19 protein-coding genes and 1 tRNA gene are annotated in these 24,302 nt (G+C 68.7%); 16 read left to right on the top strand and 4 right to left on the bottom strand.

What is annotated here, in order from left to right:
• Nucleotides 1-69 precede the first annotated feature (69 nt).
• Complete coding sequence (gene lon, locus ABS73_RS01135) at nt 70-2,487, bottom strand: endopeptidase La (protein WP_277022503.1); 2,418 nt, start codon at nt 2,485-2,487, stop codon at nt 70-72.
• 124 nt (nt 2,488-2,611) lie between these two features.
• Entirely contained in the window at nt 2,612-3,967 is a 1,356-nt protein-coding gene (locus tag ABS73_RS01130; RefSeq protein ID WP_277022505.1) for an ATP-binding protein, read from the bottom strand.
• 34 nt (nt 3,968-4,001) lie between these two features.
• Here ABS73_RS01130 and ABS73_RS01125 point away from each other — a divergent pair, with 34 nt between their 5' ends.
• Both ABS73_RS01125 and ABS73_RS01120 read left to right on the top strand, forming a co-directional pair.
• Complete coding sequence (locus ABS73_RS01125) at nt 4,002-4,862, top strand: MBL fold metallo-hydrolase (protein WP_277022507.1); 861 nt, start codon at nt 4,002-4,004, stop codon at nt 4,860-4,862.
• Nucleotides 4,863-4,923: 61 nt separating this feature from the next.
• Nucleotides 4,924-4,998: transfer RNA gene (locus ABS73_RS01120), tRNA-Asn, on the top strand.
• A 460-nt stretch (nt 4,999-5,458) separates the two neighbouring features.
• On the opposite strand, the gene acnA is transcribed toward ABS73_RS01120, so the two are convergent.
• Nucleotides 5,459-8,239 carry an aconitate hydratase AcnA gene (gene acnA, locus ABS73_RS01115; RefSeq protein WP_277022509.1) on the bottom strand — a complete coding sequence of 927 codons (2,781 nt, stop codon included), beginning with the start codon at nt 8,237-8,239 and terminating at the stop codon, nt 5,459-5,461.
• A gap of 231 nt (nt 8,240-8,470) precedes the next feature.
• Here acnA and ABS73_RS01110 point away from each other — a divergent pair, with 231 nt between their 5' ends.
• Genes ABS73_RS01110 through ABS73_RS01095 form a run of 4 tightly spaced genes read left to right on the top strand, consistent with a single transcriptional unit; the run spans nt 8,471 to nt 11,894 of the window.
• Complete coding sequence (locus ABS73_RS01110; protein WP_277022510.1) at nt 8,471-9,490, top strand: DUF1223 domain-containing protein; 1,020 nt, start codon at nt 8,471-8,473, stop codon at nt 9,488-9,490.
• A gap of 40 nt (nt 9,491-9,530) precedes the next feature.
• Nucleotides 9,531-10,430: an EamA family transporter gene (locus ABS73_RS01105; protein WP_277022512.1), complete on the top strand. Its 900-nt coding sequence runs from the start codon at nt 9,531-9,533 to the stop codon at nt 10,428-10,430.
• Between the two features lie 26 nt (nt 10,431-10,456).
• Entirely contained in the window at nt 10,457-11,074 is a 618-nt protein-coding gene (locus ABS73_RS01100; RefSeq protein ID WP_277022514.1) for an inner membrane-spanning protein YciB, read from the top strand.
• A complete protein-coding gene (locus ABS73_RS01095) occupies nt 11,055-11,894 on the top strand; it encodes a glycosyltransferase family 25 protein (RefSeq protein WP_277022516.1) in 840 nt (279 codons plus the stop codon). Before ABS73_RS01100 ends, ABS73_RS01095 begins: the two co-directional genes overlap by 20 nt.
• On the opposite strand, the gene ABS73_RS01090 is transcribed toward ABS73_RS01095, so the two are convergent.
• The gene (locus ABS73_RS01090) at nt 11,847-12,731 is read right to left on the bottom strand and encodes a lipase family protein (protein ID WP_277022518.1); all 885 of its coding nucleotides are present in this window, start codon (nt 12,729-12,731) and stop codon (nt 11,847-11,849) included. The genes ABS73_RS01095 and ABS73_RS01090 overlap by 48 nt on opposite strands.
• 546 nt (nt 12,732-13,277) lie before the next feature.
• Here ABS73_RS01090 and ABS73_RS01085 point away from each other — a divergent pair.
• The 10 genes from ABS73_RS01085 to ABS73_RS01040 all read left to right on the top strand — a co-directional run bounded on the left by ABS73_RS01085 (nt 13,278) and on the right by ABS73_RS01040 (nt 24,295).
• Nucleotides 13,278-15,746, top strand: coding sequence for an Rne/Rng family ribonuclease (locus tag ABS73_RS01085; RefSeq protein WP_277022520.1), 2,469 nt, complete (start codon nt 13,278-13,280; stop codon nt 15,744-15,746).
• Nucleotides 15,747-15,870: 124 nt separating this feature from the next.
• Complete coding sequence (locus tag ABS73_RS01080) at nt 15,871-16,614, top strand: cytochrome c biogenesis CcdA family protein (RefSeq protein WP_136857248.1); 744 nt, start codon at nt 15,871-15,873, stop codon at nt 16,612-16,614.
• 230 nt (nt 16,615-16,844) lie between these two features.
• Nucleotides 16,845-18,008 carry a putative lipid II flippase FtsW gene (ftsW, locus tag ABS73_RS01075; protein WP_286693378.1) on the top strand — a complete coding sequence of 388 codons (1,164 nt, stop codon included), beginning with the start codon at nt 16,845-16,847 and terminating at the stop codon, nt 18,006-18,008.
• Nucleotides 18,008-19,105, top strand: a complete 1,098-nt coding sequence (locus ABS73_RS01070; RefSeq protein WP_277022525.1) for a UDP-N-acetylglucosamine--N-acetylmuramyl-(pentapeptide) pyrophosphoryl-undecaprenol N-acetylglucosamine transferase — start codon at nt 18,008-18,010, stop codon at nt 19,103-19,105. The genes ftsW and ABS73_RS01070 overlap by 1 nt, the downstream gene beginning before the upstream one ends.
• Nucleotides 19,102-20,523, top strand: a complete 1,422-nt coding sequence (murC, locus tag ABS73_RS01065; protein ID WP_277022526.1) for a UDP-N-acetylmuramate--L-alanine ligase — start codon at nt 19,102-19,104, stop codon at nt 20,521-20,523. Before ABS73_RS01070 ends, murC begins: the two co-directional genes overlap by 4 nt.
• Nucleotides 20,520-20,789, top strand: a complete 270-nt coding sequence (locus ABS73_RS01060) for a DUF2484 family protein (RefSeq protein WP_277022528.1) — start codon at nt 20,520-20,522, stop codon at nt 20,787-20,789. Before murC ends, ABS73_RS01060 begins: the two co-directional genes overlap by 4 nt.
• On the top strand, nt 20,786-21,133 hold the full coding sequence (locus ABS73_RS01055) for a hypothetical protein (protein ID WP_277022530.1): 348 nt from the start codon (nt 20,786-20,788) through the stop codon (nt 21,131-21,133). Before ABS73_RS01060 ends, ABS73_RS01055 begins: the two co-directional genes overlap by 4 nt.
• Nucleotides 21,134-21,344: 211 nt before the next feature.
• Nucleotides 21,345-22,280: a UDP-N-acetylmuramate dehydrogenase gene (gene murB / locus ABS73_RS01050; RefSeq protein ID WP_277022532.1), complete on the top strand. Its 936-nt coding sequence runs from the start codon at nt 21,345-21,347 to the stop codon at nt 22,278-22,280.
• Nucleotides 22,281-22,472: 192 nt separating this feature from the next.
• The gene (locus ABS73_RS01045; protein WP_277022535.1) at nt 22,473-23,363 is read left to right on the top strand and encodes a D-alanine--D-alanine ligase; all 891 of its coding nucleotides are present in this window, start codon (nt 22,473-22,475) and stop codon (nt 23,361-23,363) included.
• On the top strand, nt 23,351-24,295 hold the full coding sequence (locus ABS73_RS01040; protein ID WP_277022537.1) for a cell division protein FtsQ/DivIB: 945 nt from the start codon (nt 23,351-23,353) through the stop codon (nt 24,293-24,295). The genes ABS73_RS01045 and ABS73_RS01040 overlap by 13 nt, the downstream gene beginning before the upstream one ends.
• Nucleotides 24,296-24,302: the final 7 nt, after the last annotated feature.

The following is a 24,302-nucleotide window of genomic DNA, read 5'->3' as shown; positions in this document are numbered from 1 at the left end:
GTCTGACCTTGCGTCAACCGTCATGACGGCCGCAGGGCCGGGGAGTGATCCCGGCCCCACAGTCCTGCATCAATGGGCGACAGTGCTGCCCTGTCCGTCGGTGCCGCGCTGACCGGCCAGGCGGGCGGCCTCGGCGGCCTCCTCGGCGGCCTCGTCCCACTCGATCGCCTTGGGCTGGCGCACCAGGGCGTGGCGCAGGACCTCGCGGACATTGCTGACCGGGATGATGGTCAGGCCCTGTTTGACGTTGTCCGGGATCTCGACCAGATCCTTTTCATTGTCCTGCGGGATCAGCACGGTCTTGATGCCCCCGCGCAGCGCCGCCAGCAGCTTTTCCTTGAGCCCGCCGATGGCCAGCACGTTGCCGCGCAGCGTCACCTCGCCGGTCATGGCGATATCCTTGCGGACCGGGATGTTGGTCATCACCGACACGACGGATGTCACCATCGCGATGCCCGCCGACGGCCCGTCCTTGGGGGTCGCGCCCTCGGGGACGTGGACGTGGATGTCGCGCTTGTCGAATTCCGGGGGCCTGACCCCGATCTCGGGCGCGACCGACCGGACGAAGCTGTTTGCCGCGTCGATCGATTCCTTCATCACGTCGCCCAGCTTGCCAGTCGTCTTCATCCGGCCCTTGCCAGGCAGGCGCAAAGCCTCGATCTGCAGCAGGTCGCCCCCGACCGAGGTCCAGGCCAGACCCGTCACGACGCCCACCTGGTCCTCCTTTTCGGCCAGGCCATAGCGGTGGCGGCGCACGCCCAGATATTCCTCGACCTTCTCAGGCGTCACCTCGACCGAGGTCACCTTGCCCTTGAGGATCTCGGTCACGGCCTTGCGGGACAGCTTGGCGATCTCACGCTCCAGCGACCGGACACCGGCCTCGCGGGTGTAATACCGGATCATGTGGGTCAGTGCCTCGTCCGAGACGCTGAACTCTCCCTTGCGCAGACCGTTGGCAGCGATCTGCTTGGACAGCAGGTGGCCCCTGGCAATCTCGCGCTTTTCATCCTCGGTATAGCCCGACAGACTGATGATCTCCATCCGGTCCAAAAGCGGGCCCGGCATGTTGTAGCTGTTGGCCGTGGTGACGAACATCACGTTAGACAGATCGTATTCCACCTCCAGATAGTGGTCGACAAAGGTCGCGTTCTGTTCCGGGTCCAGCACCTCCAGCATGGCGGATGCCGGATCGCCCCGGAAATCCTGGCCCATCTTGTCGATCTCATCCAGCAGGATCAGCGGGTTGGTCGTCTTAGCCTTTTTCAGCGCCTGGATGATCTTGCCGGGCATCGAGCCGATATAGGTCCGGCGGTGGCCCCGGATCTCGGACTCGTCGCGCACGCCGCCCAGGCTGATGCGAATGAACTCGCGTCCCGTCGCCTTGGCGATCGACCGCCCCAACGAGGTCTTGCCCACGCCCGGAGGGCCGACCAGCGTCAGGATCGGACCCTTCAGCTTGGTGCTGCGGGCCTGCACGGCCAGATACTCGACGATGCGCTCCTTGACCTTGTCCAGGCCATAGTGGTCCGCGTCCAGAATCGCCTCGGCGCGGCCCAGATCCTTGCGGGTGCGCGATTTCACGCCCCAGGGCAGCGACAGCAGCCAATCCAGATAGTTGCGGCTGACGGTCGCCTCGGCCGACATGGGCGACATCGACTTCAGCTTCTTCAGCTCGCTGTCGGCCTTGTCTCGGGCCTCCTTGCTGAACTTGGTCGCGGCGATCTTCTGCTCCAGCTCGGTCAGCTCGTTCTGGCCGTCCTCGCCGTCGCCCAGCTCCTTCTGGATCGCCTTCATCTGCTCGTTCAGATAGTATTCGCGCTGCGTCTTCTCCATCTGGGTCTTGACGCGCGACTTGATCTTCTTCTCGACCTGCAGGACCGACATCTCGCCCTGCATGTGGCCATAGATCTTCTCCAGACGCGCGGCGATCTCCAGCGTGTCCAGCAGGTCCTGCTTGCGGTCCAGATCGATGCCCATATGGCCCGCGACCAGATCGGCCAGCTTGCCGGGATCGGTCGTCTCGGACACGGCGGTCACGACCTCGTCGGGGATGTTCTTGCGGACCTTGACGTAACGCTCGAACTCCTCGGTGACGGTGCGGACCAGCGCGGTCAGCGTCGCCTCGTCGCCATCCGTCTCGTCCAGGATGCGGGCCTCGGCCATGAAATGGTCGTCATGGGGCACGAAATCGGTGATTTCCACACGCTCTCGGCCCTCGACCAGAACCTTGACGGTGCCGTCGGGCAGCTTGAGCAGCTGCAGCACATTGGCCAGCACTCCGGTGCGATAGATGCCTTCCTCGGTCGGCTCATCGACCGCGGCATCCCTCTGGGCGGCCAGAAGGATCGGGCTGTCCTGTTCCATCACCGCTTCCAGCGCGCGCACCGATTTCTCGCGGCCCACGAACAGGGGCACGATCATGTGCGGGAAAACGACGATGTCCCGCAGCGGCAGCACCGGATAGGTCTGGGTGGAGAATTCCGTCATGGTATGTCCTTTCTGCCCGAAGCCGCGGCCCCGTCATGGCGACGCGCGGCCTCTGCACCGCATCAATCTAGGGCCGTCGCCCGGCGCGTTCAATATGACAGCAAGAATGCTGCCTATTATGGCGTCAACGGGGGATCACGATCTCGGCGCGCAGCCCCCCCAGACGGGGACCGCGACCCAGGCGCAGCTGCCCACCATGCGCCCGCGCCACGTCCGCCGCGATGGCCAGGCCCAGCCCCGCGCCCTGGCCGCTGTTCCTGCGCCGCGACGTGTCCAGCCGGGTAAAGGGCCGCATCGCCGCGTCCAGGCTGTCCTCGGGGATGCCGGGGCCGTCATCCTCGATGCCGATGCGCAGGCTGCGCGGGCCCAGGGCCGCGTCCATCTCGGCGCGGTTGCCATAGCGGACGGCATTGCCGATCAGGTTCTCCAGCGCGCGGCGCAGCATGTCGGGGCGGAACGTCGCCAGCCCGTCGCGGTCGCCCTCGAACTGGACCAGCTGCGCCTGCTGTCCGGCGCGCTGCGCATCGGCCACCAGCGTCTCCAGGAACCCCGCCGCTGCCACCTTCTGGGCGGGGCTGTCGCCCGCATCGTCGCGGGCATAGTCCAGAAACCCGTCCACCATGCGGTTCATCTCGGCGATGTCGGCCTCCATCGCGCAGATGTCGCCCGGTTCGGGAGGCATGTCCGGCCCCACCATCGACAGCCCCAACCGCAGCCGCGTCAGGGGCGTGCGTAGGTCGTGGCTGATCCCGGACATCATCAGCTTGCGTTGGTCGTTCTGACGCTCCAGCCGGTTGCGCATGTCCAGGAAGGCCGTGCCCGCAATGCGGATCTCGACCGCGCCCGAGGGGCGATAGGGCACGATCCGCCCCTTGCCATATTCCTCGGCCGCATGCGCCAGCCTGCGGATCGGGCGCAGCTGGTTGCGCAGAAAGATCGTGGCGATCCCCGTCATCAACAGCGATGTCAGCACCATCAGCACCAGCAGCTGATGCGGGTTCGACGCGCTGACCCGGCGTCGGTCGAAGCTCAGCGCATAGGGCCCCTGCGGCCCGTCCAGCGCCACGACCACGCGCTTGTCATCCGTGGCCAGATCGACCGAGACGATCTGCGGCAGCGCCTCGCGCAGCACCTGCGTCACGATCCGCCCCGAGAAGTCATAGCGCAGCCTGCGGTCCCCATCCGCCGGAGCCGCGGGCAATGTCAGCTCCAGCTCCAGCGGCCGGGCGACCGACACGCCCGCGCGGCGTGCGGCCTCGGGGCCGCCGGCGCTGTCGATCAGCCGGGCGACAAAGGCCACCTCATGTGACATGCTGGCGGTCATCTGCCGGGTCACGCCCTCGAAATGGCGCTGCAGGAACATCACGCTGACCACCAGCGTGACCACCACCACCGGCAGGAACAGGATCAGCGCCGCCCGCGCATACAGCCCGCGCGGGATCAGCTTGCGCAGGGTGGTGGGGTCTGCGGGGTTGGTCATGGCGGCCTCCGGCTTGCCGCGCTAGGCTAGCGCCATGAGCACGCCCGCGAAAGAGCCGCTGCCGATTCTGGCGCCCAACCCCTCGGACCTGACCGGGCCGGGCACCACGACTTGGCTGATAGGCACGGACAGCGTCGCGGTCATCGACCCCGGCCCCGACCTGCCCGCCCATCAGGAGGCCGTGGCCCGCGCCGGTCGGGGCCGCATCAGCCATATCCTGGTGACCCACGCCCATCGCGACCACAGCGGGGGTGCCGCGCGCCTGTCGCGGCTGACCGGCGCGCCGGTCCTGGCCTTCGGCGATGCCGGGGCAGGGCGCTCGGCCCTGATGACGCGGTTGGCCGCAACGGGACTGGGCGGGGGCGAGGGGTTGGACCACGATTTCGCCCCCGACCGCCTGCTGCGCGATGGCGAGGTGGTGTCGGGCGCGGACTGGTCGCTGACCGCGCTGCACACGCCCGGCCATGCGGCGGGCCATCTGTCCTTTCAATCGGGCGACATGATCTTGTGCGGCGATGTGGTGATGGGCTGGTCCTCCACGCTGATCTCGCCGCCGGACGGGGATCTGGGCGACTATTTCCGCACGCTGGACCGGCTGGCCGCACTGGCCCCCCGCCGCCTGCTGCCCGCCCACGGCCCCGCGATCGAGGCCCCGCTGCCCCGCCTGGCCGATCTGGCCCGCCACCGCCGCGCGCGCACGGCGCAGATTCTGGCCGCCCTGCGCCAGTCGCCCGATTCCGCCGCAGGGCTGGCGGCGCGCATCTACACGCTGCCGCCCGGGCTGCTGCCGGCGGCGACGCGCAACGTCCTGGCCCATTTGATCGCCTTGGCACAGGTCGGAGCCGTTGATTTCACGGATGAATTATCCCTCGATACGGTTTTTTCGGCTGCCTGACGAAAAAGCGCCAAACGGCTCTGGACGCCCCCGGAACAGGTTGCTATATCCCGCCTCGTGTTCCGGCGTAGCTCAGCGGTAGAGCAGTTGACTGTTAATCAATTGGTCGTAGGTTCGATCCCTACCGCCGGAGCCAAGACAAAAAGCATTGTGATGCTTTGCGATCTTGGCAGCACAACACCCTCAAGAAATACTGAATAAGCAGGCCCATGGCCTGATGCTTGTATCGGATTGCAGCGTTGCAGATCGCCGGATGCGCACCCGTGGGATGGGGTTCTTGGGCTTCGAAGGTCTGTGCTGGGGCGATCTTCTCCCTGCCTGCTTTCGCCATGCGGGGGTGATCGTGGGCTGGATGACCTGCAGATCACGGAAACCGTCTGGCGCCGAACGCTTGCCCTGTCCGTCGCATTCGGCTGCCGCCCCGGGGGGGCCCTCAACCGGGGTGTCAGGCGCACCACCCGCGTGACCGGCAGGAGAGTGCCAGCTGACGGCGGGCGGGCAAGGGCGGCCGACACCGACAACTGACATCGCATCGGAACGCATGAAAAAACCCCCGGCATAGGCCGGGGGTTCTGGGTGTCGCGATGATCGATAGATCAGGCGGCGGCCAGGTTGCGCAGCACGTAATGCAGCACGCCGCCGTTTTTCAGATAGTCGATCTCGACCTCGGTATCGACGCGGGCCTTCAGCTGGATCTGCTTCACCGTGCCGTCGGCATAGGTGATCGTGCAGGCGACCTGCGACAGCGGCTTGAAGTCGCCCGCTAGACCCTCGATCGACACGGTCTCGTCGCCGGTTAGGTTCAGCGTCTTGCGGGTGTCGCCGTTGGTGAACTCGAACGGGATGACGCCCATGCCGACCAGGTTCGAGCGGTGGATGCGCTCAAAGCTCTCGGCGATGACGGCCTTGACGCCCAGCAGGTTAGTGCCCTTGGCCGCCCAGTCGCGGCTGGAGCCCGCGCCGTATTCGATGCCGCCAAAGATCACCAGCGGGGTGTCCTGTTCGACATAGGACATCGCGGCGTCATAGATCGCGGCCTGGTTGCCCGACGCGTCCTTGGAAAAGCCGCCCTCGACCCCGTCCAGCATCTCGTTCTTGATGCGGATGTTGGCGAAGGTGCCACGCATCATGATCTCGTGGTTGCCACGACGCGAGCCGTAGCTGTTGAAATCACGCGGCGCGACCTGGCGTTCGGTCAGGTACTGGCCTGCCGGGGTGGTCGGCTTGAACGAACCCGCGGGGCTGATGTGGTCGGTGGTGATCATGTCGCCCAGCAGCGCCAGGACGCGCGCGCCCTTGACGTCGTGGATCACGCCCGCATCCTTGGACATGCCCTGGAAATAGGGCGGGTTCTGGATGTAGGTCGACGATGCGGGCCAGTCATAGGTCTCGCTGTCGGTGATCTCGACGCCCTGCCAGCGCTCGTCGCCCTTGAAGACGTCGGCGTATTTGGCCTGGAACATCTCGCGGGTGACGATGGTGTCGACCAGCTCGGCGACCTCCTTCGACGTCGGCCAGATATCCTTCAGATAGACCGGCTTGCCGTCCGGCGTGTAGGCCAGCGGGTCCTTGGTCACGTCGATGTTCATGTCGCCCGCGATGGCATAGGCCACGACCAGCGGGGGGCTGGCCAGATAGTTCGCGCGCACGTCGGGCGAGATGCGCCCTTCGAAGTTGCGGTTGCCCGACAGGACCGACACGGCGACCAGGTCGTTGTCGTTCACGGCCTTGGAGATTTCGGGCTGCAGCGGACCCGAGTTGCCGATGCAGGTGGTGCAGCCGAAGCCGACCAGGTTGAAGCCCAGGGCGTCCAGGTCTTCCTGCAGGTTCGCGGCCTTGAGGTATTCCTCGACCACCTGCGATCCGGGTGCCAGCGAGGTCTTGACCCACGGTTTGCGCGTCAGGCCCAGGGCGCGGGCCTTGCGCGCCACCAGACCGGCGGCCATCAGCACATAGGGGTTCGAGGTGTTGGTGCAGGACGTGATCGACGCGATCACGACCGAACCGTCGCGCAGCTCGTAATCCTCACCGTCCACCTTGGCGGTGTTCAGGTGGCCGTGGCTGCCGCCGGGGATCTCGGCGGGCGCCGGATCGGGCGATCCGGCCTCGGCAGTCATCTTGGCCTTTTGGTCGGCGGGCACCGAGGCGGCCGGACGCATGCCGCGGATGTATTCACCAAAGGCGCGGGACGCGTCGGTCAGCGGAACGTGGTCCTGCGGACGCTTGGGGCCGGAAATGGCGGGAACGACGGTGCTTTGATCCAGCGACAGGGTCGAGGAATAGACCGGCGCATAATCCGCCGTGCGCCAGAAGCCGTTCTCCTTGGCATAGGCCTCGACCAGGGCGATGCGGTCCTCCTCGCGGCCGGTCTGGCGCAGATAGCGCAGCGTCTCGTCATCGATCGGGAAGAAGCCGCAGGTGGCGCCGTATTCGGGGGCCATGTTGGCGATGGTCGCGCGGTCGGCCAGCGGCATGTGGTCCAGGCCCTCGCCATAGAATTCGACGAACTTGCCGACGACGCCGTGGGCGCGCAGCATCTGGACGACCTTCAGCACCAGGTCGGTGGCGGTCACGCCCTCGGCCAGCGCGCCGGTCACCTCAAAGCCCACCACCTCGGGGATCAGCATCGAGATCGGCTGACCCAGCATCGCGGCCTCGGCCTCGATGCCGCCCACGCCCCAGCCCAGGACGGCCAGGCCGTTGACCATGGTGGTGTGGCTGTCGGTGCCGACCAGCGTGTCAGGATAGGCGACGGTCGCACCGGTCTGATCGGTATCGGTCCAGACGGTCTGGGCCAGGTATTCCAGGTTCACCTGGTGGCAGATGCCGGTGCCGGGCGGGACCACGCGAAAGTTGTTGAACGCCTTCTGGCCCCATTTCAGGAACGTGTACCGCTCCATGTTGCGCTCGTATTCCAGCTCGACATTGCGCTGGAAGGCGCGGGGGGTGCCGAATTCGTCGATCATCACCGAGTGGTCGATGACCAGATCGACCGGGTTCAGCGGGTTGATCTGCTGCGGATCGCCGCCCAGGGCCTTGATGCCGTCGCGCATCGCCGCCAGGTCGACCACGGCGGGAACGCCGGTGAAGTCCTGCATCAGCACGCGGGCCGGGCGGTAAGCGATCTCGCGGCTGGACTTGCCGCCATCGGTCGCCCATTGCGCAAAGGCCTTGATGTCGTCGACGGACACGGTCCGGCCGCCATCCTCAAAGCGCAGCATGTTCTCCAGCACGACCTTCAGCGCGGCCGGCAGTTTCGAGAAATCGCCAAGCCCCGCCTCGGTGGCGGCGGCGATCGAATAGTAATCGACGCTTTGCGCGCCCGCGCTCAGCGTGCGGCGCGTCTTGGCGGTGTCGGTTCCGGTCTGGATGGGCATCAAGGCCTCCCTGTCTGCAAGAATGGATGGGTCCGGCGTATGCCTTGCTTTGCCCCATCGGGGGGCATCGCGCAAGGGTTGCGTCGTGAATTGTATGCGATTGCATACCATACTCCGATCTGTTGCTCAAGAGGCACGCATCCCCCCTGAACCCGCGCTGACGAAGCCTTGATTTGGCCTTTGCGACCGCCAGCCGCTATCACGTCCGGTGTGAAACCCGACCTGACCCCATTGACCGCCCTGACGCAGCGCTTTGCGCCCCGGACCCTGATGGGGGTGCTGGTGACGGCGCTGCTGCTGGCGGGCGGACCGGCCCTGGCGCAGACGGCGGATGCGGTCGGCGCGCGGTCGGGCATGTCGACCACCGCCGCGCCGCCCTCCGACGGCGGGGTCCAGTCGCGCGGCGGGTTCGAGCAATCCGGCCAGGACGCGCCGCTGATCCTGGCGCCCGACGATCCGGGGCGGCAATCGCCCGCGTCGATGCTGGCCCCCGGACTGCCCATGACCGAGGCCGGCGGCATCAACGGCTTTGCCGCGATGGAGGCCGCGCCCCCGGTCTCGGCCGATTTGCCGGGCGCGGGCGTGCCGGTGGTGGTCGAGCTGTTCACCTCGCAGGGCTGCTCCAACTGTCCGCCTGCTGATGCCATGCTGACCATGCTGGCGGGGCAGGGGGATGTGCTGGCGCTGTCCTATCACGTCGATTACTGGGACTATCTGGGCTGGGCGGACAGTTTCGCGCGGCCCGAATTCACCGACCGCCAGACCGCCTATGCCCATGCGGCGGGCGAACGGTCGGTCTATACGCCGCAGATGATCGTCGAGGGTCAGGACACCTCGGTCTCTCCGGGGCCGGCGCAGCTGATGGGGCTGATCGACCAGCACCGCTTTGCCCCCGCCCTGGTCAGCATCCGCCGCGACCGCACCGAGCGCGGCGAGGCCATCGAGGTCCAGCCCCTGTCCGATCTGGGCGGCGCCGTCGACGTTGTGCTGATCCGCTATGCTCCCGAACGCCGCGTCGATGTCCGCGCCGGAGAGAACCGGGGCCGCAGCGTCGTCTATTCCAATGTCGTGCTGGGGCTGGAGCATCTGTCGCGCTGGGACGGCCAGCAGCCGCTGCGCCTGACCGTCCGGGCCGAGCTGGTCGAGGGCGGCGCCTATCCTCCCGACACCCGCCACGCCGTGCTGATCCAGCAGATGCAGGGCAAGCGCGCCCTGCCGGGCCCGATCCTGGCCGCGATCCGCCTGGACTGAGGCCGCTTGCACATTCTGCAAGCCCGGTCCATCACGCGGCATGGGCGACTATATCATCCAGATTTCGGGGACCGAGCAGGGCGCGCGGCTGGCGTCGATCCTGGCGATCACGGCGGCCTTTCTGCACGCGGTCTTCGGCGCGCTGCAAAAGGGCCGCCACGATCCCTGGATCAGCCGCGCGGCCATCGACGCGTCCTACCTGCTGATGGCGCTGCCGGTTGCGCTGTTCCTGGTGCCCTGGCCCGAACCGCATCTGTGGCCGGTGCTGGCGGGCGCGATGGGCATCCACATCGCCTACAAGGTCGCTCAGGCCCACACCTATCAGCGCGGCGCCTATACGGTCGTCTATCCGGTCGTGCGCGGATCGGCGCCCTTGGTGGTGGTGCTGGTCGCGATGGTGGTCTTTGACGAACGCTTCAACGCGGTGCAGTGGCTGGGGCTGGGGCTGCTGGTGGGCGGCATCTTCGGGCTGGCGCTGAACAGCCTGCGCCGGCTGACGGTGGGGCGCGACACGCTGGTCCCGGCGCTGGCCTGGGCGCTGGTGACGGGCGTGACGGTCGCGGCCTATACCACCTATGACGCCTGGGGCATCCGCCTGGCCGCCGATCCGTTCACATTCCTGGCATGGTTCTTTGTGCTGGACGGGCTGTTCATGCCGCTGTGGACCTGGCGCCGCCTGGCCGCCCTGCCGCGCGCCGAGATCGCGCCCCTGGCCAGGCGGGGCGCGCTGGGCGCGGTGGTGGCCTTTGCCAGCTTCGGCTCGGTCATGCTGGCCACGCGCATCGACGATGTGGGCCGCGCGGCCGTCCTGCGCGAGACCTCGACCGTCTTCGCGGCCCTTGTGGGCTGGCTGATCCTGGGCGAAAAGGTGGGACCGCGCCGCGTGGCGCTGATGGCGCTGATCGCCCTGGGCGCGGTCATCGTGGAATTCGCCGCCTGAGGGGCGGTCACAGGAAGGCAGACCGGATGGAAAACACGAAACCCTGGGTCAAGCCGGCGCTGGAATTCGGCCCGCTGATCCTGTTCTTTGCCGTATTCATGCTGTATCGCAACGACACCGTGGCCATCGCGGGGCAGGCCTATGGCGGGTTCATCCTGGCCACGCTGGCCTTCATCCCCGCGCTGATCCTGACCACCGCGATTCAGTGGCGCATCACCGGCAAGCTGGCGCCGATGCAGGTCGCCACGCTGGTCCTGGTCATCGTCTTCGGCGGCATGTCGATCTGGCTGAACGATCCGCGCTTCTTCAAGCTGAAACCGACGATCATCTACCTGCTGTTCGCGGTCATCCTGGGCACGGGCCTGGCGCTGCGCCGCAACTGGCTGGGCGCGGTCCTGTCCGAGGCCCTGCCGATGGATGCCGAGGGCTGGCGCAAGCTGACCCTGCGCATGGCGATCTTCTTCGTGGTGCTGGCCGGTGCGAACGAGCTGGTCTGGCGCTCCATGACCGACAGCACCTGGGTCTGGTTCAAAACCTTCGGCCTGCCGGTCCTGCTGTTCGCCTTCCTGCTGGGCAATGCGAAACTGTATCGTGACCACGCCCTGCCCACGCCCAAGTCGTCCGATGACGACCGTGCCCTCTGACGCGGGGACGGTGCTGCCCCTGTCGGGGCGGCACCTGGCTGTCTATCTGATCAACATGGCGGGCGCGCAAGCCCGCTTGACCGCGATGCAGGCCCAGCTGGCCGCGCTGGATCTGCCCTTCACCCGGATCGAGGGCGTGGATGGCCGCGCCCTGACCTTTCCCATCCCCGAATTCGACGAACGCGCCTATCGCCTGTTGCATGGCCGCCGCACCACCCCGCCCGAGGTCGGCTGCTATCTGTCCCATGCCGCCTGCGCGCGGGCCTTTCTGGACAGCGGGGCCGATCTGGCCCTGATCCTGGAGGATGACGTCAGCTTTGACCCCGACCTGATCGGGGTGCTGGACCGGGCGGCGGTTCAGGGGGCATGGTGGAACCTGCTGCGGCTGACATCCGTGAACCGGGGGCGCAAATACGCGGTGCGCGATCTGGGGCAGGGGCGGCGGCTGGCGCTGGCGCTGACGCGCGAAAAGGGCGCGGGCGCCTATGTCATCGACCGGCGCGCGGCGACGTGGATCGTGACCGACCTGATGCCGATGCGGCTGGCCTGGGACATCGCCTTTGATCTGGAATACCTGGACGGGCTGCGCGCGGCCTTTGTCGATCCGATGCCCGCCTCGCAGCGGTCCGACCATCCGACCCAGATTCAGGCGGGCCTGCGCGCCTACAAGCTGGGGCGGGCGCGCTATCTGACCGTGCTGCCCTATCGCGCCTGGCTGGAGGCCGCGCGCCTGGCCTGTCGCGGCACGCGCCTGATCCGCGCGCGGCTGGGCCTAGGCCCGCAGCCCGCCCAGCTTGGCGGGACCGGCCAGCAGGCGTGACCAGCGCGGCTGGCCCCGGACCGGCAGGTGATGGCGCAGCAACCCCAGGGGCAGCGCCCAGGGGTGGCACAGCGCCGCGCGATAGAATGCGAACAGCCCCGCCCGCCGATAGGGCGTCCAATGCGACATCAGCCGCGCCCCCCGCGCGGTCGGAAAGCCCAGGGCCTCCAGCGCGTCCAGCACCGCCGCGTCGTCGATCTGCACGTCCAGCCACTGCGCCCGCGGCTGGCCCAGACCCGCGCCGATGGCCCGCGCGCGCCCCAGCGTCAGCCATTGCTCCAGCGCGAAATCAAAGGGGTCGTTCTCGCGCGCGGTGATGTTCAGGATTTCGACCGCGCCGCCGCCGGGGGTGTCCAGCGCGGCGCGGGCGGCGTCCTGGAACTCGGCCCCCGCCAGCAGGACGACCCGTCCCACCGACCCAGGCGCAGCATGGGCCAGCGCCTGCAACGCGACCCGCCCGCCCAGGGAATGCCCGATCAGCCCCACCGGACGCCCGGCCAGACAGGCCAGATCATCGGCCAGCCGCCCCAGACCCGCGCCGACCGGCTGCGCGCGGTCATAGGCGGCGCGCAGCCGGCCCCGCGCCTCCCAGCCCAGGGTCAGGGCCAGCCCCTCGGCCGGATCGCCGCGAAAGCCCAGCTCCTGCGGCCAGGACATGCGGCCCGGCGCGGCCTCGGGCGCCAGGATGTGGCGATGCGGGTCATGGGCCGGGCGCTGCGGCGAGTAGCGGTATCCGTGCACCATCACCAGGATCGGCGCCCCGGCGGGCAGGCCGCGGGCAGCCTCCCGCAGGGCGGGGGGCACAGGCTGGCAGGCATCCAGGCGCATCACCGGCATCGCGTTCTCCGTTACCCGGTCGCGACCGGTCTAGGCACAGGCTGCGACGGGCGCGTGAAGAATCCGTTAACCCTGCGTGACGTTGCGGGTGCCGGAAAACCGCCCATGAATGCCGCGATCCGGGGCGGACATCGTTTTCGGCATTGAATTTTGCATGCGTGCCCCGCTATGCTGAACGCACGCGTAGGACTGCCCCGCAACCGGGGGTTGACCCCACGCCGACAGTTTCGCAGCGCGGCACCTCTGATCCCGAACCCGGGCAGCCATGTGTCCCGCGGAAAACCCGACGCCTCTCGTGCCACCGCCTTGCGGGACGGCGCAGGGGTCCGACGAACAGCGGCCCGGCCTTTCACGGCTTCGGGCCATCCTAGGGAACAGACGCGATGACGCGCGCTTTGGACGGCAGACTTCGGGACGGGCGGGCAGGATGCCCCGCCGGACCGGACGTCTTCGACGGCGACGCGCCCGTGTCCTCATCATACCGCAGACCGAACCGGGGGGCGCCACCGGCCCCGCCCGGCCGTCGGCTGCGCGAAAGACAGATCAATGGCAAAGAAAATGCTGATCGACGCCACCCATGCCGAGGAAACTCGGGTGGTCGTGGTCGATGGAACCAAAGTCGAGGAATTTGATTTCGAGACGGCCAACCGGCGCCAGATCGCCGGGAACATCTACCTGGCCAAGATCACGCGGGTCGAACCCTCGCTGCAGGCGGCCTTTGTGGATTACGGCGGAAATCGCCACGGATTTCTGGCCTTTGCGGAAATTCACCCGGACTACTACCAGATCCCCGCGGCCGACCGCGAGGCGCTGAAGGCCGAGGAACGCGCCGATGCCGAGGCCCAGGAGGCCGAGGAAGAGCGTGGCCGCTCGCGCCGCAAGCCCCGCGCCGAGGCGGTCGAGCAGACCGACGAGACGACGACGGACGACTCGGCCCAGGACGCCTCCGACAAGGACGACGAGATCGAATCGGTCGCCGACGAGGACGTGACCGAGGAGGTCCGCGCGCCCCGCAAGCCCCGCGCCCGCCGCTACAAGATCCAGGAGGTCGTGAAGGTCCGCCAGATCATGCTCGTCCAGGTCGTCAAGGAAGAGCGTGGCAACAAGGGCGCGGCCCTGACCACCTACCTGTCGCTGCCCGGCCGCTATTGCGTCCTGATGCCCAACACCGCGCGCGGCGGCGGCATCAGCCGCAAGATCACCAACGCCGCCGACCGCAAGAAGCTCAAGGATATCGCGAATGAGCTGGACGTGCCCAAGGGCGCGGGCCTGATCATCCGCACCGCCGGCAGCGAGCGCACCCGGATGGAGATCCGCCGTGATTACGAATACCTGCTACGCCTGTGGGAGCAGATCCGCGACCTGACCTTCAAGTCGATCGCCCCCGCCGCCATCTATGAAGAGGGCGATCTGATCAAGCGCAACATCCGCGACCTCTATTCCAAGGAGATCGACGAGGTGCTGGTCGAGGGAGAGCGCGGCTATCAGCTGGCGCGCGACTTCATGCAGATGATCATGCCGACCCATGCCGACAGCGTGAAGCATTACCAGGACCAGATGCCGCTGTTCGCGCGCTTCCAGGTGGAAAGCTATCTGGCCGGCATGTTCAACCCGGTCGTGCAGCTGAAATCGGGTGGCTATATCGTCATCGGCATCACCGAGGCGCTGGTCGCCATCGACGTGAACTCGGGGCGCGCCACCAAGGAGGGCTCAATCGAGGAGACCGCCCTCAAGACCAACCTGGAGGCCGCCGACGAGGTCGCCCGCCAGCTGCGCCTGCGCGATCTGGCCGGCCTGATCGTCATCGACTTCATCGACATGGACGAGCGTCGCAACAACGCCGCCGTGGAAAAGCGCATCAAGGAGCGGTTGAAATCCGACCGCGCCCGCATCCAGATCGGCCGCATCTCGGGCTTTGGCCTGATGGAGATGTCGCGTCAGCGCCTGCGCCCCGGCATGCTGGAATCGACCACGCAGCCCTGCGCGCATTGCCACGGCACCGGCCTGATCCGCAGCGATGACAGCCTGGCGCTGACCATCCTGCGCGCCATCGAGGATGAGGGCACGCGCAAACGTTCGCGCGAGGTGCTGGTCAAGGCGCCGGTCGCCGTCGCCAACTTCCTGATGAACGCGAAACGCGAGCATGTGGCGGGCATCGAGGCGCGCTATGGCCTCTCCGTGCGCGTCGAGGCCGACCCGGCGCTGGTCTCCCCCGATTTCGCGATCGAGAAGTTCAAGACCGCGACCCGCGTGCTGCCCGAACCCAGCCATGTTCCCCTGGGCGTCAATGCCGACCTGATGGCCAGCATCGACGAGGAGGAGGATCTGGACCTGCCCGAGGTCGATCAGGACGAGGATGTCGCGACGCCTGAGGTCGAGCAGGCCCCCGAGCCCGAGGTCGAGGTCGAGGCATCCGAACCCGCGACAGAGCGTGGGGACGACCCGGACGGAGAGGGCCGCTCGCGCCGCCGCCGCCGCCGTCGCCGCCGCAAGTCGGGCGACCGCCCCGAGGGCGAGGATGCGAGGGCCGAGGACGACCAGTCCGACGACGACCAGGACCAGGACGACGAGGCGCCCTCTGTCGCCGCCCAGGCCGTGACCCCGGTTGACGCGCCGGTTGAGGCCCCGGCCGAGGAAACCCCCGCCGAGGACGCGACCACCGGCCGCTCGCGCAGCCGGACCCGCACCCGCTCGCGCAGCCGTAAGCCGGTCGAGGCCGCGCCTCTGCCCGAGGTGGTCGATCTGTCCGACGAGGCTGATGCCGACCGCGCGGCCCCCCTGCCGGTTGCACCCGCCGCCCCGCTGCCCGAACCCGAGGTCGTGGCCGAGGCGCTGGTCCAGGCCGCCGCCGCCCCCCTCGCCGATCTGGCCCCGGTGGACGCGGCGTCCGAGCCCGCGTCCCAGCCTGAACCCGCGCAGCCCCAGGCCGTGCAGCCCCAGGCCGCCGAGCCGGTTGCCGCCAATGCCGACGAGGCCGCCCAGCCCCGCCGCCGCGGTTGGTGGTCCGGCCGCTAAGGCCCACAAAACGACGCAACGAACGGGGCGCGGTGGAAACACCGCGCCCCGTTTGCATCCGGCCCACGCATCCGTGACGCTTTGGCCCCTGTCCTTCGCGCCGCCAGCCGCTAAGGTGGCGCGCATGTTGGGAATCGAACTCGCCACCGCCGCCTTTCTGCCTGCCGCCTTCGTGGCGCTGCTGGCGGGGGTGCTGTCCTTCCTGTCGCCCTGCGTGCTGCCCATCGTGCCGCCCTATCTGGCCTACATGACCGGGGTGGGGGTGAACGGCCTCAGGACCCGCGAACGCAGCGCGGTCCTGCCCGCGCTGTTCTTCGTGCTGGGCCTGTCCACGGTCTTCCTGATCATGGGCTTCGCCGCCTCGGCCTTCGGGCGGGCGTTCCTGCAATATCAGGACATGCTGGCGCGGGTGGCGGGGGTGATGGTCATCATCATGGGCCTGCATTTCCTGCACATCATCCGCATCCCGATCCTGGATCACGAGGCGCGTCTGCAATCGGGCCAGCAGGGCGGCGGGGCGCTCGGCGCCTATGTGCTGGGCCTGGCCTTCGCCTTCGGCTGGACGCCCTGCATCGGCCCGCAGCTGGGAATGATCCTGTCCCTGGCCGCGACCGGGGGCGAACTGTCACGCGGCACCGCGCTGCTGGCCGTCTATGCGCTGGGCCTGGGCATCCCGTTCCTGCTGGCCGCGATCTTCATCGACCGGGCGATCGGGCTGATGAACCGCATCAAGCCCTGGCTCAAGACCATCGAACGGGTCATGGGCGCGCTGCTGGTGCTGGTGGGCACGATGCTGCTGACGGGCGCCTTCTCGGCCTTCAGCTTCTGGCTGCTGGAGACGTTCCCGGCCCTGGCCACCCTGGGCTGATCCCCGCGCCCCCCCTGACCACAGACGCACCCGCCGGCGCAGCCGGCGCCAGGCCGGGCGGCAGCGCGCCGGAGGCCGCTTGCGGGCTCCGGCCCCCTCCCGCGATCACGTTCCGGCGGGCGCTCCGGCCCTTGGACAATCTGTGGTAGCGCGGCTGCGACAATCGCGCTATTCTTTCGCACAGATCCGGGCAAACCGGACAACACAGAGGCAGTGACGGCGGTATTCCCATGACCGAGATGGTCTTCGGCACGACGCCCGTTCGGGCGGGCGACCCGATTCTTCCCCGCTGGTGGCGGACCCTGGACAAGTGGTCGCTGACCTGCGTCCTGGGCCTCTTTGCCATCGGCATCCTGCTGGGGCTGGCGGCCTCGGTCCCCCTGGCGGAAAAGAACAACCTGCCGCGATTCTACTATGTCCAGCGACAGCTGGTCTTCGGCGCGATGGGTCTTCTGGTGATGCTGGTCATCTCGATGATGACCCCGCGCCAGATCCGCCGCATCGGCGTGCTGGGATTCGCGGTCTCGTTCCTGCTCATCGTGGCGCTGCCGGTGGTCGGCACCGATTTCGGCAAGGGCGCGACCCGCTGGCTGTCCCTTGGCTTCGTCTCGATCCAGCCGTCGGAGTTCCTCAAGCCCGGCTTCGTCGCGATCTGCGCCTGGTTCATGGCCGCCGCGCAGGAACCGGGCGGCCCGCCGGGGCGATCGTTGTCCTTCGGGGTCGCGTTGGTCGTCGTCGTCCTGCTGGCGCTGCAGCCCGACTTCGGACAGGCCTCGCTGGTCCTGTTCTCCTGGCTGGTAATGTATTTCGTGGCGGGCTCGGGCGTGGCCGTGATCGTGGGGGTGGCGACGCTGGCCGGGGCAGGGGGGCTGTTCGCCTATAACGCCTCCGAACACTTCGCCCGCCGCATCAACAGCTTTCTCTCGGCCGAGGTCGATGCCAACACCCAGATCTATTTCGCCACCAACGCCATCCAGGAGGGCCGCTTCTTCGGCGTCGGCGTGGGTGAGGGGTCGGTGAAATGGTCGCTGCCCGACGCGCATACCGACTTCATCATCGCCGTCGCGGCCGAGGAATACGGCTTTGTCATGGTCTTGGCGATCATCTGCCTCTATGCCACCATCGTGCTGCGCTCGCTGTTGCGGCTGGTGCGCGAACGCGACCCCTTCGCGCGCATCGCGGGCACCGGCTTGGCCTGCGCCTTCGGCGTCCAGGCGCTGATCAACATGGGCGTCGCGGTGCGCCTCTTGCCCGCCAAGGGCATGACGCTGCCCTTCGTCAGCTATGGCGGCAGTTCGGTGATCGCCTCGGGCATCGCGGTGGGCATGCTGCTGGCCCTCACGCGCACCCGCCCCCAGGGCGAATTCGCCGAAATCCTGCGGCGGGCGCGCTGATGCCCCCGGAAACGCGCGCGCCGCTGGCGCTGATCGCCGCCGGCGGCACCGGCGGGCACATGTTCCCCGCCCAGGCCCTGGCCGAGCTGCTGCTGGCCCGGGGCTGGCGGGTCAAGCTGTCCACCGACGATCGCGGCGCGCGCTATGCGGGCGGCTTTCCGCAGGCGGTCGAACGTCAGGTCGTGCCCTCGGCCACCACGGCGCGGGGCGGGCTGGCGGGCAAGCTGGCCGCCCCCTTCCGCATCGCGGCGGGCATCCTGGCCGCGCGTCGCGCCTTTCGCCGCGACCGCCCGGCGGTGGTGATCGGCTTTGGCGGCTATCCGACCATCCCGGCTTTGTCGGCGGCGCAGCTGATGAACCTGCCGCGCATGATCCACGAACAGAACGGCGTGATGGGCCGCGTGAACCGCCTGTTTGCGGCCCGCGTCCACCGCGTCGCCTGCGGCACCTGGCCCACCATCCTGCCCCAGGGCATCACCGGCCAGCATGTCGGCAACCCGGTGCGTGGCGCCGTCCTGGACCGCGCGGCCAGCCCCTATCAGGCGCCGGGCGACGGCCCGCTGTGCGTTCTGGTCATCGGCGGCAGCCAGGGCGCGCGCGTCCTGTCGGACGTGGTGCCCGCCGCCATCGCGGCCCTGCCCGACGACCTGCGCGCCCGCCTGACGGTCCACCACCAGGCCCGCCCCGAGGACGCCGCCCGCGTCACCGACACCTATGCCACAGCCAGCGTCGCGGCCGAGGTTCAGGCCTTTTTCACCGACGTCCCAGACCGCATCGCCGCCGCGCATCTGGTCATCAGCCGCTCGGGCGCCTCGTCTCTGGCCGACATTACGGTCATCGGGCGGCCCGCGATCCTGATCCCCTTCGCCGCAGCGACGGGCGATCATCAGACCGCCAATGCGCAGGCTTTGGCCGATGCGGGCGCGGCCCATGTCCATCCGGAATCCGTCCTTGACGCGAACGACCTCACGCGCGACATCCGCGCGATCCTGACGGACCCCGCCCAGGCCACGGCCATGGCAGAGGCCGCCCTGACCCTTGCGCGCCCCGATGCGGCGCGCCGCCTATTCGACCTCGTCGAGGAGATCACGCGATGAATGCTGCCACCAAACTGCCCGGAGAGCTGGGCCCCATCCATTTCGTGGGCATCGGCGGCATCGGCATGTCCGGCATCGCCGAGGTTCTGCTGACGCTTGGCTATCGCGTGCAGGGCAGCGACCTCAAACGCTCCAAGATCACCGACCGCCTTGAGACCCTGGGCGCCACCGTCTTCGAAGGCCAGCGCGCCGAGAACGTGGCGGGCGCGGGCGTGATCGTCATCTCGACCGCCATCAAGAAGGGCAACCCCGAGCTGGAGGAGGCCCGCCTGCGCGGCCTGCCCATCGTCCGCCGCGCCGAGATGCTGGCCGAGCTGATGCGCCTGAAATCGAACATCGCCATCGCGGGCACGCATGGCAAGACGACGACCACCACGATGGTCGCGACCCTGCTGGATGCGGGCGGGCTGGACCCGACCGTGATCAACGGCGGCGTCATCCACGCCTATGGGTCCAACGCGCGGGCCGGTGCGGGCGAATGGATGGTGGTCGAGGCCGACGAATCCGACGGCAGCTTCAACCGCCTGCCCGCCGACATCGCCATCGTGACGAACATCGACCCCGAACATATGGAGCATTGGGGCAGCTTTGACGCGCTGCGCCAGGCCTTCACCAATTTCGCCTCGTCGATCCCCTTCTACGGGCTGGCCGTCTGCTGCACCGACCACCCCGAGGTTCAGGCGCTGGTGGGCCGGCTGACCGACCGCCGCGTCGTCACCTTCGGCTTCAACGCGCAGGCCGATGTGCGGGCAATGAACCTGACCTATGACAAGGGCATCGCCCAGTTCGACATCGCCCTGCAGGGCGAGGCGACCGACGGCACCGTGCCGATGATCGAGGGCTGCACCCTGCCCATGCCGGGCGATCACAACGTCTCGAACTGCCTGGCCGCCGTGGCCGTGGCGCGTCACCTGGGCATCAAGAAATCCGAGATCCGCGAGGCGCTGGCGAAATTCGGCGGCGTCGGTCGCCGCTTCACCCGCGTGGGCGAAATCAACGGCGTGACCATCATCGACGATTACGGCCACCACCCGGTGGAGATCGCCGCCGTCCTCAAGGCCGCGCGCCAGGCCAGCACCGGCCGCGTGATCGCCGTCCATCAGCCGCACCGCTATTCGCGCCTGTCGAACCTGTTCGAGGATTTCTGCACCTGCTTCAACGAGGCCGACGTGGTCGCCATCGCCGACGTCTATTCCGCCGGAGAGGAGCCCATCCCCGGCGCCTCGCGCGATGATCTGGTGGCGGGCCTCATCGCCCACGGCCACCGCCACGCCCGCGCCATCCTGTCCGAGGACGACCTGGAGCGGCTGGTCCGCGAACAGGCCCGCCCCGGCGACATGGTGGTCTGCCTGGGCGCGGGCACGATCTCGACCTGGGCCAACGCGCTGCCCGCGCGATTGCAGGGCCGCGCCGCGTGAGGGCTGCGGCTGATCCGGCGGTCCAGTCGCTGCTGCTGGCCGGACTGTGGCTGGCGCTGGCCTGTGCGATGCCGCGCCTGCCGCGGCGCTGGCAGGTGGGCGCGGCCTGGCTGCTGGTGCTGGCGGGCGTGCCCGCCCTGGGCTGGCTGACGCTGAATTGGGGGCCGGGGCTGGGGGTCGCGGGCTTCGGCCTGGGCCTTCTGATGCTGCTGGCCCGCCCGACCGCGCGCCGTGCCCGTCCCCCCGCATCGCAGGCGCAGCGGTGAATCCCTGGCTGATCGCGGGCCTGTGCCTGGCGGGGTCGGGCGTCATCGCCTGGGGCGCCGCGCGGCTGCGCCTGCGTTGGCCGCTGGTGGTGCTGGCGCTGCTGCTGGCCGCGATCGCGCTGCAGCTGTTTCGCGCGGGACAGGGGCAGGGGGGCTTTCACGATCTGGCGGCCATCGTGGCTCAGACCTTTACCGTGCTGCCCGCACTGCTGGGCATGCTGGCCGGCCTGACCATCGCGCGGCTGCGCGGCCATCGGCTGGTCTGGCGGTCGGTCTGGGGCGCGGTCACGGTGCTGGCGATGGCGGTCACCGCCCTGCTGATCGGGGCGACGCTGGCCCTCTGACCGGGGGCGTTCGTTGCCAAACCCTGAACGCAACGCCCGCAAGCGGTGTACGCCCTGTGCACAGGCGGTGACTGTCCGGTGCACGCCCGGTGCGGCCCTATCGCCAGCATTTACTGGCATCCCGTGCGGCGCGGGCCGGGCGGTGCCGCGACGCAACGCGCGCCGGTGTTGCGGTTGACGGGCGCGGTGCGGCTGGCTACCACCCTCGGTCATGAGCATCGACCTTCCCACCCCCCGCGGCAGCCTGATCCCCGACCGAAGCCTTGACGGCCTGACCTGGCTGCGCGTCGGCGGCCCTGCCGACTGGCTGTTCCAGCCCGCCGATCTGGACGACCTGTCCGATTTCCTGGCCGCGCTGGACCCGGCCGTGCCGGTCTTTCCGATGGGCGTGGGCAGCAACCTGATCGTGCGCGACGGCGGCATCCGCGGCGTGGTGATCCGCCTTGGCCGCGCCTTCAACAGCGTTGATATCACGGGTGAAACCGTTACCGCAGGGGCCGCCGCGCTGGATGCGCAGGTGGCCCGCCGCGCCGCCGAATCCGGGCTGGACCTGACCTTTCTGCGCACCATCCCGGGCAGCATCGGCGGCGCCGTGCGGATGAATGCGGGCTGCTATGGCAGCTATATGGCCGACCATCTGATCGACGCGCAGGCCGTCACGCGACAGGGTCAGGTGGTCACGCTGACCCCCGCCGACCTGCGCTTTGGCTATCGCGAGACGCATCTGCCCACCGATTGGGTGATCACCAGCGCCCGCCTGCGCGCGGCCCCGGGCGACCCGGACCGCCTGCACGCCAGGATGGCCGACCAGCTGGCGCGCCGCGACGAGAGCCAGCCCACCCGCGAGCGCAGCGCCGGATCGACCTTCCGCAACCCGGCGGGCTTCAGCTCGACCGGGCAGGCGGATGATGTCCACGACCTCAAGGCCTGGTCGCTGATCGACCGGGCGGGGCTGCGCGGCCACAGCTGGGGCGGGGCGCAAATGTCTGAAAAGCATCCCAATTTCCTGCTGAACACCGGCGGCGCCACCGCCGCCGAGCTGGAGGCCCTGGGCGAGCTGGTCCGCCGCCGCGTCCTGGAGGACAGCGGCCATGACCTGCAATGGGAGGTCATCCGCATCGGCGACCCGGCCCCGGACGCCGACTGAACCTGCCCGCGCAACATTCTGCGCGCGCGGCAGAAATTCAGCTTTTGCGGTTCGCGCTTTGCTTGTATCCTGCTGCGACATGACGCCTCCGTCCAAGGGGGCGCGGACCAGATCAAGCCCGGATCAACCGGGCACGAAAGGCGAACAGTGGCGGGCAGGTCGAGCAGGACAGCCCACTCGGTCGCGGTTCTGATGGGCGGCCCCTCTGCCGAGCGCAAGGTGTCACTGTCATCGGGGCGCGAATGCGCGGATGCGCTGCGGGTGGCCGGATATCAGGTGACCGAGATCGCTCTTGGCACCGCGCGCGGCGACGAGATCGTCCGCCGCCTGGCCGATGCGTCCCCTGATGTCGTCTTCAACGCGCTGCATGGCCGGTGGGGCGAGGATGGCTCTGTGCAGGGTCTGCTGGACTGGCTGAACCTGCCCTATACGCATTCGGGCGTGCTGGCATCCGCCCTGGCGATGGACAAGACCCGCGCCAAGCAGGCCTTTCGCGCGGCCAACCTGCCGGTGGTGGAAAGCGTGATCGCCGATGCCAGTGAGGTGCGCCAGCGCCACGTCATCCCGCCCCCCTATGTGGTCAAGCCCAATGACGAAGGGTCATCCGTGGGCGTCTATATCGTCCATGACGCGGACGACCAGCCGCCCGCTTTGTCGCCCGACATGCCCGCCCGCGTGATGGTGGAAACCTACGCGCCGGGGCGCGAGCTGACGACCACGGTGATGGGCGACCGCGCGCTGGAGGTGACCGAGATCGTCACCGAAGGCTGGTATGACTACGCCGCGAAATACACCGTCGGCGGGTCGCGCCACGTGATCCCCGCGGACATCCCCGAGGACATCCGCGCCGCCTGCCTGGAGATGGCGGTGCGCGCACACAAGGCGCTTGGCTGCACCGGCCTGACGCGCACCGATTTCCGGTGGGACGAGGCGCGCGGCCTGGACGGGCTGATCATCCTGGAGCTGAACACCCAGCCCGGCATGACCCCCACCAGCCTGGCCCCCGAACAGGCCGCCCATGCCGGCATCGACTTTCCGGCGCTGATGCGCTGGATGGTGGAGGACGCGCTGTGCCGGTCGTGATCGATCACCGCCCCGGCAAGCAGATCACCCCTCCGCCCGGGCGGCAGCGCCGCGACCCGGCGCCCTCGCGCCTGAAATACCGCCTGCAGCGGGTGTGGCTGACGCCGCTGTATCGCCGGGTCTTTCGCGTCGGCGTCCCGGCCTTTGTTCTGGCGATGGTGGCGGGCCTGTGGCTGGCCGACGAGGATCGGCGTGCGATGCTGACCGACACCGTCACCACCGCCGTGACCAAGGTTCAGAGCCGTGACGAATTCCAGGTCCGCGTGATGACCATCGAAGGCGCCTCCCCGGTCGTGGATCGCGCGCTGCGGGCGATGCTGCCGGTGGATCTGCCGGCCTCCAGCTTTGACATCGATCTGGCCGCGCTGCGCCTGCAGGTGCTGCAGCTGGACGCGGTCGAGACCATCGACCTGCGCATCAAGCCGGGCGGCATCCTGTCGGCCGTGGTCAAGGAACGCGAACCCGCGATCCTGTGGCGGCATGCGCGCGGCATCGACATGCTGGATGCGGGCGGGCACCGGGTGGCCAGCGTGACCTCGCGCGATGTGCGCGCCGACCTGCCGATGATCACCGGAGAGGGGGCCGATCTGGCCACCGACGAGGCGCTGGCCCTGTTCGACGCCGCAGGTCCCATCCTGCCTCGCGTGCGCGGCCTGGTGCGGCGCGGCGAGCGGCGGTGGGACCTGGTCCTGGATCACGGCCAGCGCATCCTGCTGCCCCAGACCGGCGCGGTGATCGCGCTGGAGGCCGCCATCGCGCTGGACCGGGCCGAGGACATGCTGGGCCGCGACATCGCCACCGTCGATCTGCGCGACCCGACGCGGCCGGTCCTGCGCCTTGGCATCGACGCGCGCAACACCATCCGCACCGCGCGCGGTCTGCCGATGCTGGCCCCCGACGGCAGCATCCTGACCGAGGAGACCGAAGGATGACCAACAG

The sequence above is a fragment of the Paracoccus sp. SCN 68-21 genome (genome assembly GCF_001724535.1).
GTDB lineage: Bacteria > Pseudomonadota > Alphaproteobacteria > Rhodobacterales > Rhodobacteraceae > Paracoccus > Paracoccus hibiscisoli.
The sequence above is the reverse complement of the archived record's forward strand: the minus strand, read 5'-3'. Positions and strand labels throughout refer to the sequence as shown.

Coding starts and splice junctions, on each gene's coding strand:
- lon (WP_277022503.1), bottom strand. CDS start 2,487: ATGACGGAATTCTCCACCCAGACCTATCCGGTGCTGCCGCTGCGGGAC.
- ABS73_RS01130 (WP_277022505.1), bottom strand. CDS start 3,967: ATGACCAACCCCGCAGACCCCACCACCCTGCGCAAGCTGATCCCGCGC.
- ABS73_RS01125 (WP_277022507.1), top strand. CDS start 4,002: ATGAGCACGCCCGCGAAAGAGCCGCTGCCGATTCTGGCGCCCAACCCC.
- acnA (WP_277022509.1), bottom strand. CDS start 8,239: ATGCCCATCCAGACCGGAACCGACACCGCCAAGACGCGCCGCACGCTG.
- ABS73_RS01105 (WP_277022512.1), top strand. CDS start 9,531: ATGGGCGACTATATCATCCAGATTTCGGGGACCGAGCAGGGCGCGCGG.
- ABS73_RS01100 (WP_277022514.1), top strand. CDS start 10,457: ATGGAAAACACGAAACCCTGGGTCAAGCCGGCGCTGGAATTCGGCCCG.
- ABS73_RS01095 (WP_277022516.1), top strand. CDS start 11,055: ATGACGACCGTGCCCTCTGACGCGGGGACGGTGCTGCCCCTGTCGGGG.
- ABS73_RS01090 (WP_277022518.1), bottom strand. CDS start 12,731: ATGCCGGTGATGCGCCTGGATGCCTGCCAGCCTGTGCCCCCCGCCCTG.
- ABS73_RS01085 (WP_277022520.1), top strand. CDS start 13,278: ATGGCAAAGAAAATGCTGATCGACGCCACCCATGCCGAGGAAACTCGG.
- ABS73_RS01080 (WP_136857248.1), top strand. CDS start 15,871: ATGTTGGGAATCGAACTCGCCACCGCCGCCTTTCTGCCTGCCGCCTTC.
- ftsW (WP_286693378.1), top strand. CDS start 16,845: ATGACCGAGATGGTCTTCGGCACGACGCCCGTTCGGGCGGGCGACCCG.
- ABS73_RS01070 (WP_277022525.1), top strand. CDS start 18,008: ATGCCCCCGGAAACGCGCGCGCCGCTGGCGCTGATCGCCGCCGGCGGC.
- murC (WP_277022526.1), top strand. CDS start 19,102: ATGAATGCTGCCACCAAACTGCCCGGAGAGCTGGGCCCCATCCATTTC.
- murB (WP_277022532.1), top strand. CDS start 21,345: ATGAGCATCGACCTTCCCACCCCCCGCGGCAGCCTGATCCCCGACCGA.
- ABS73_RS01045 (WP_277022535.1), top strand. CDS start 22,473: ATGGGCGGCCCCTCTGCCGAGCGCAAGGTGTCACTGTCATCGGGGCGC.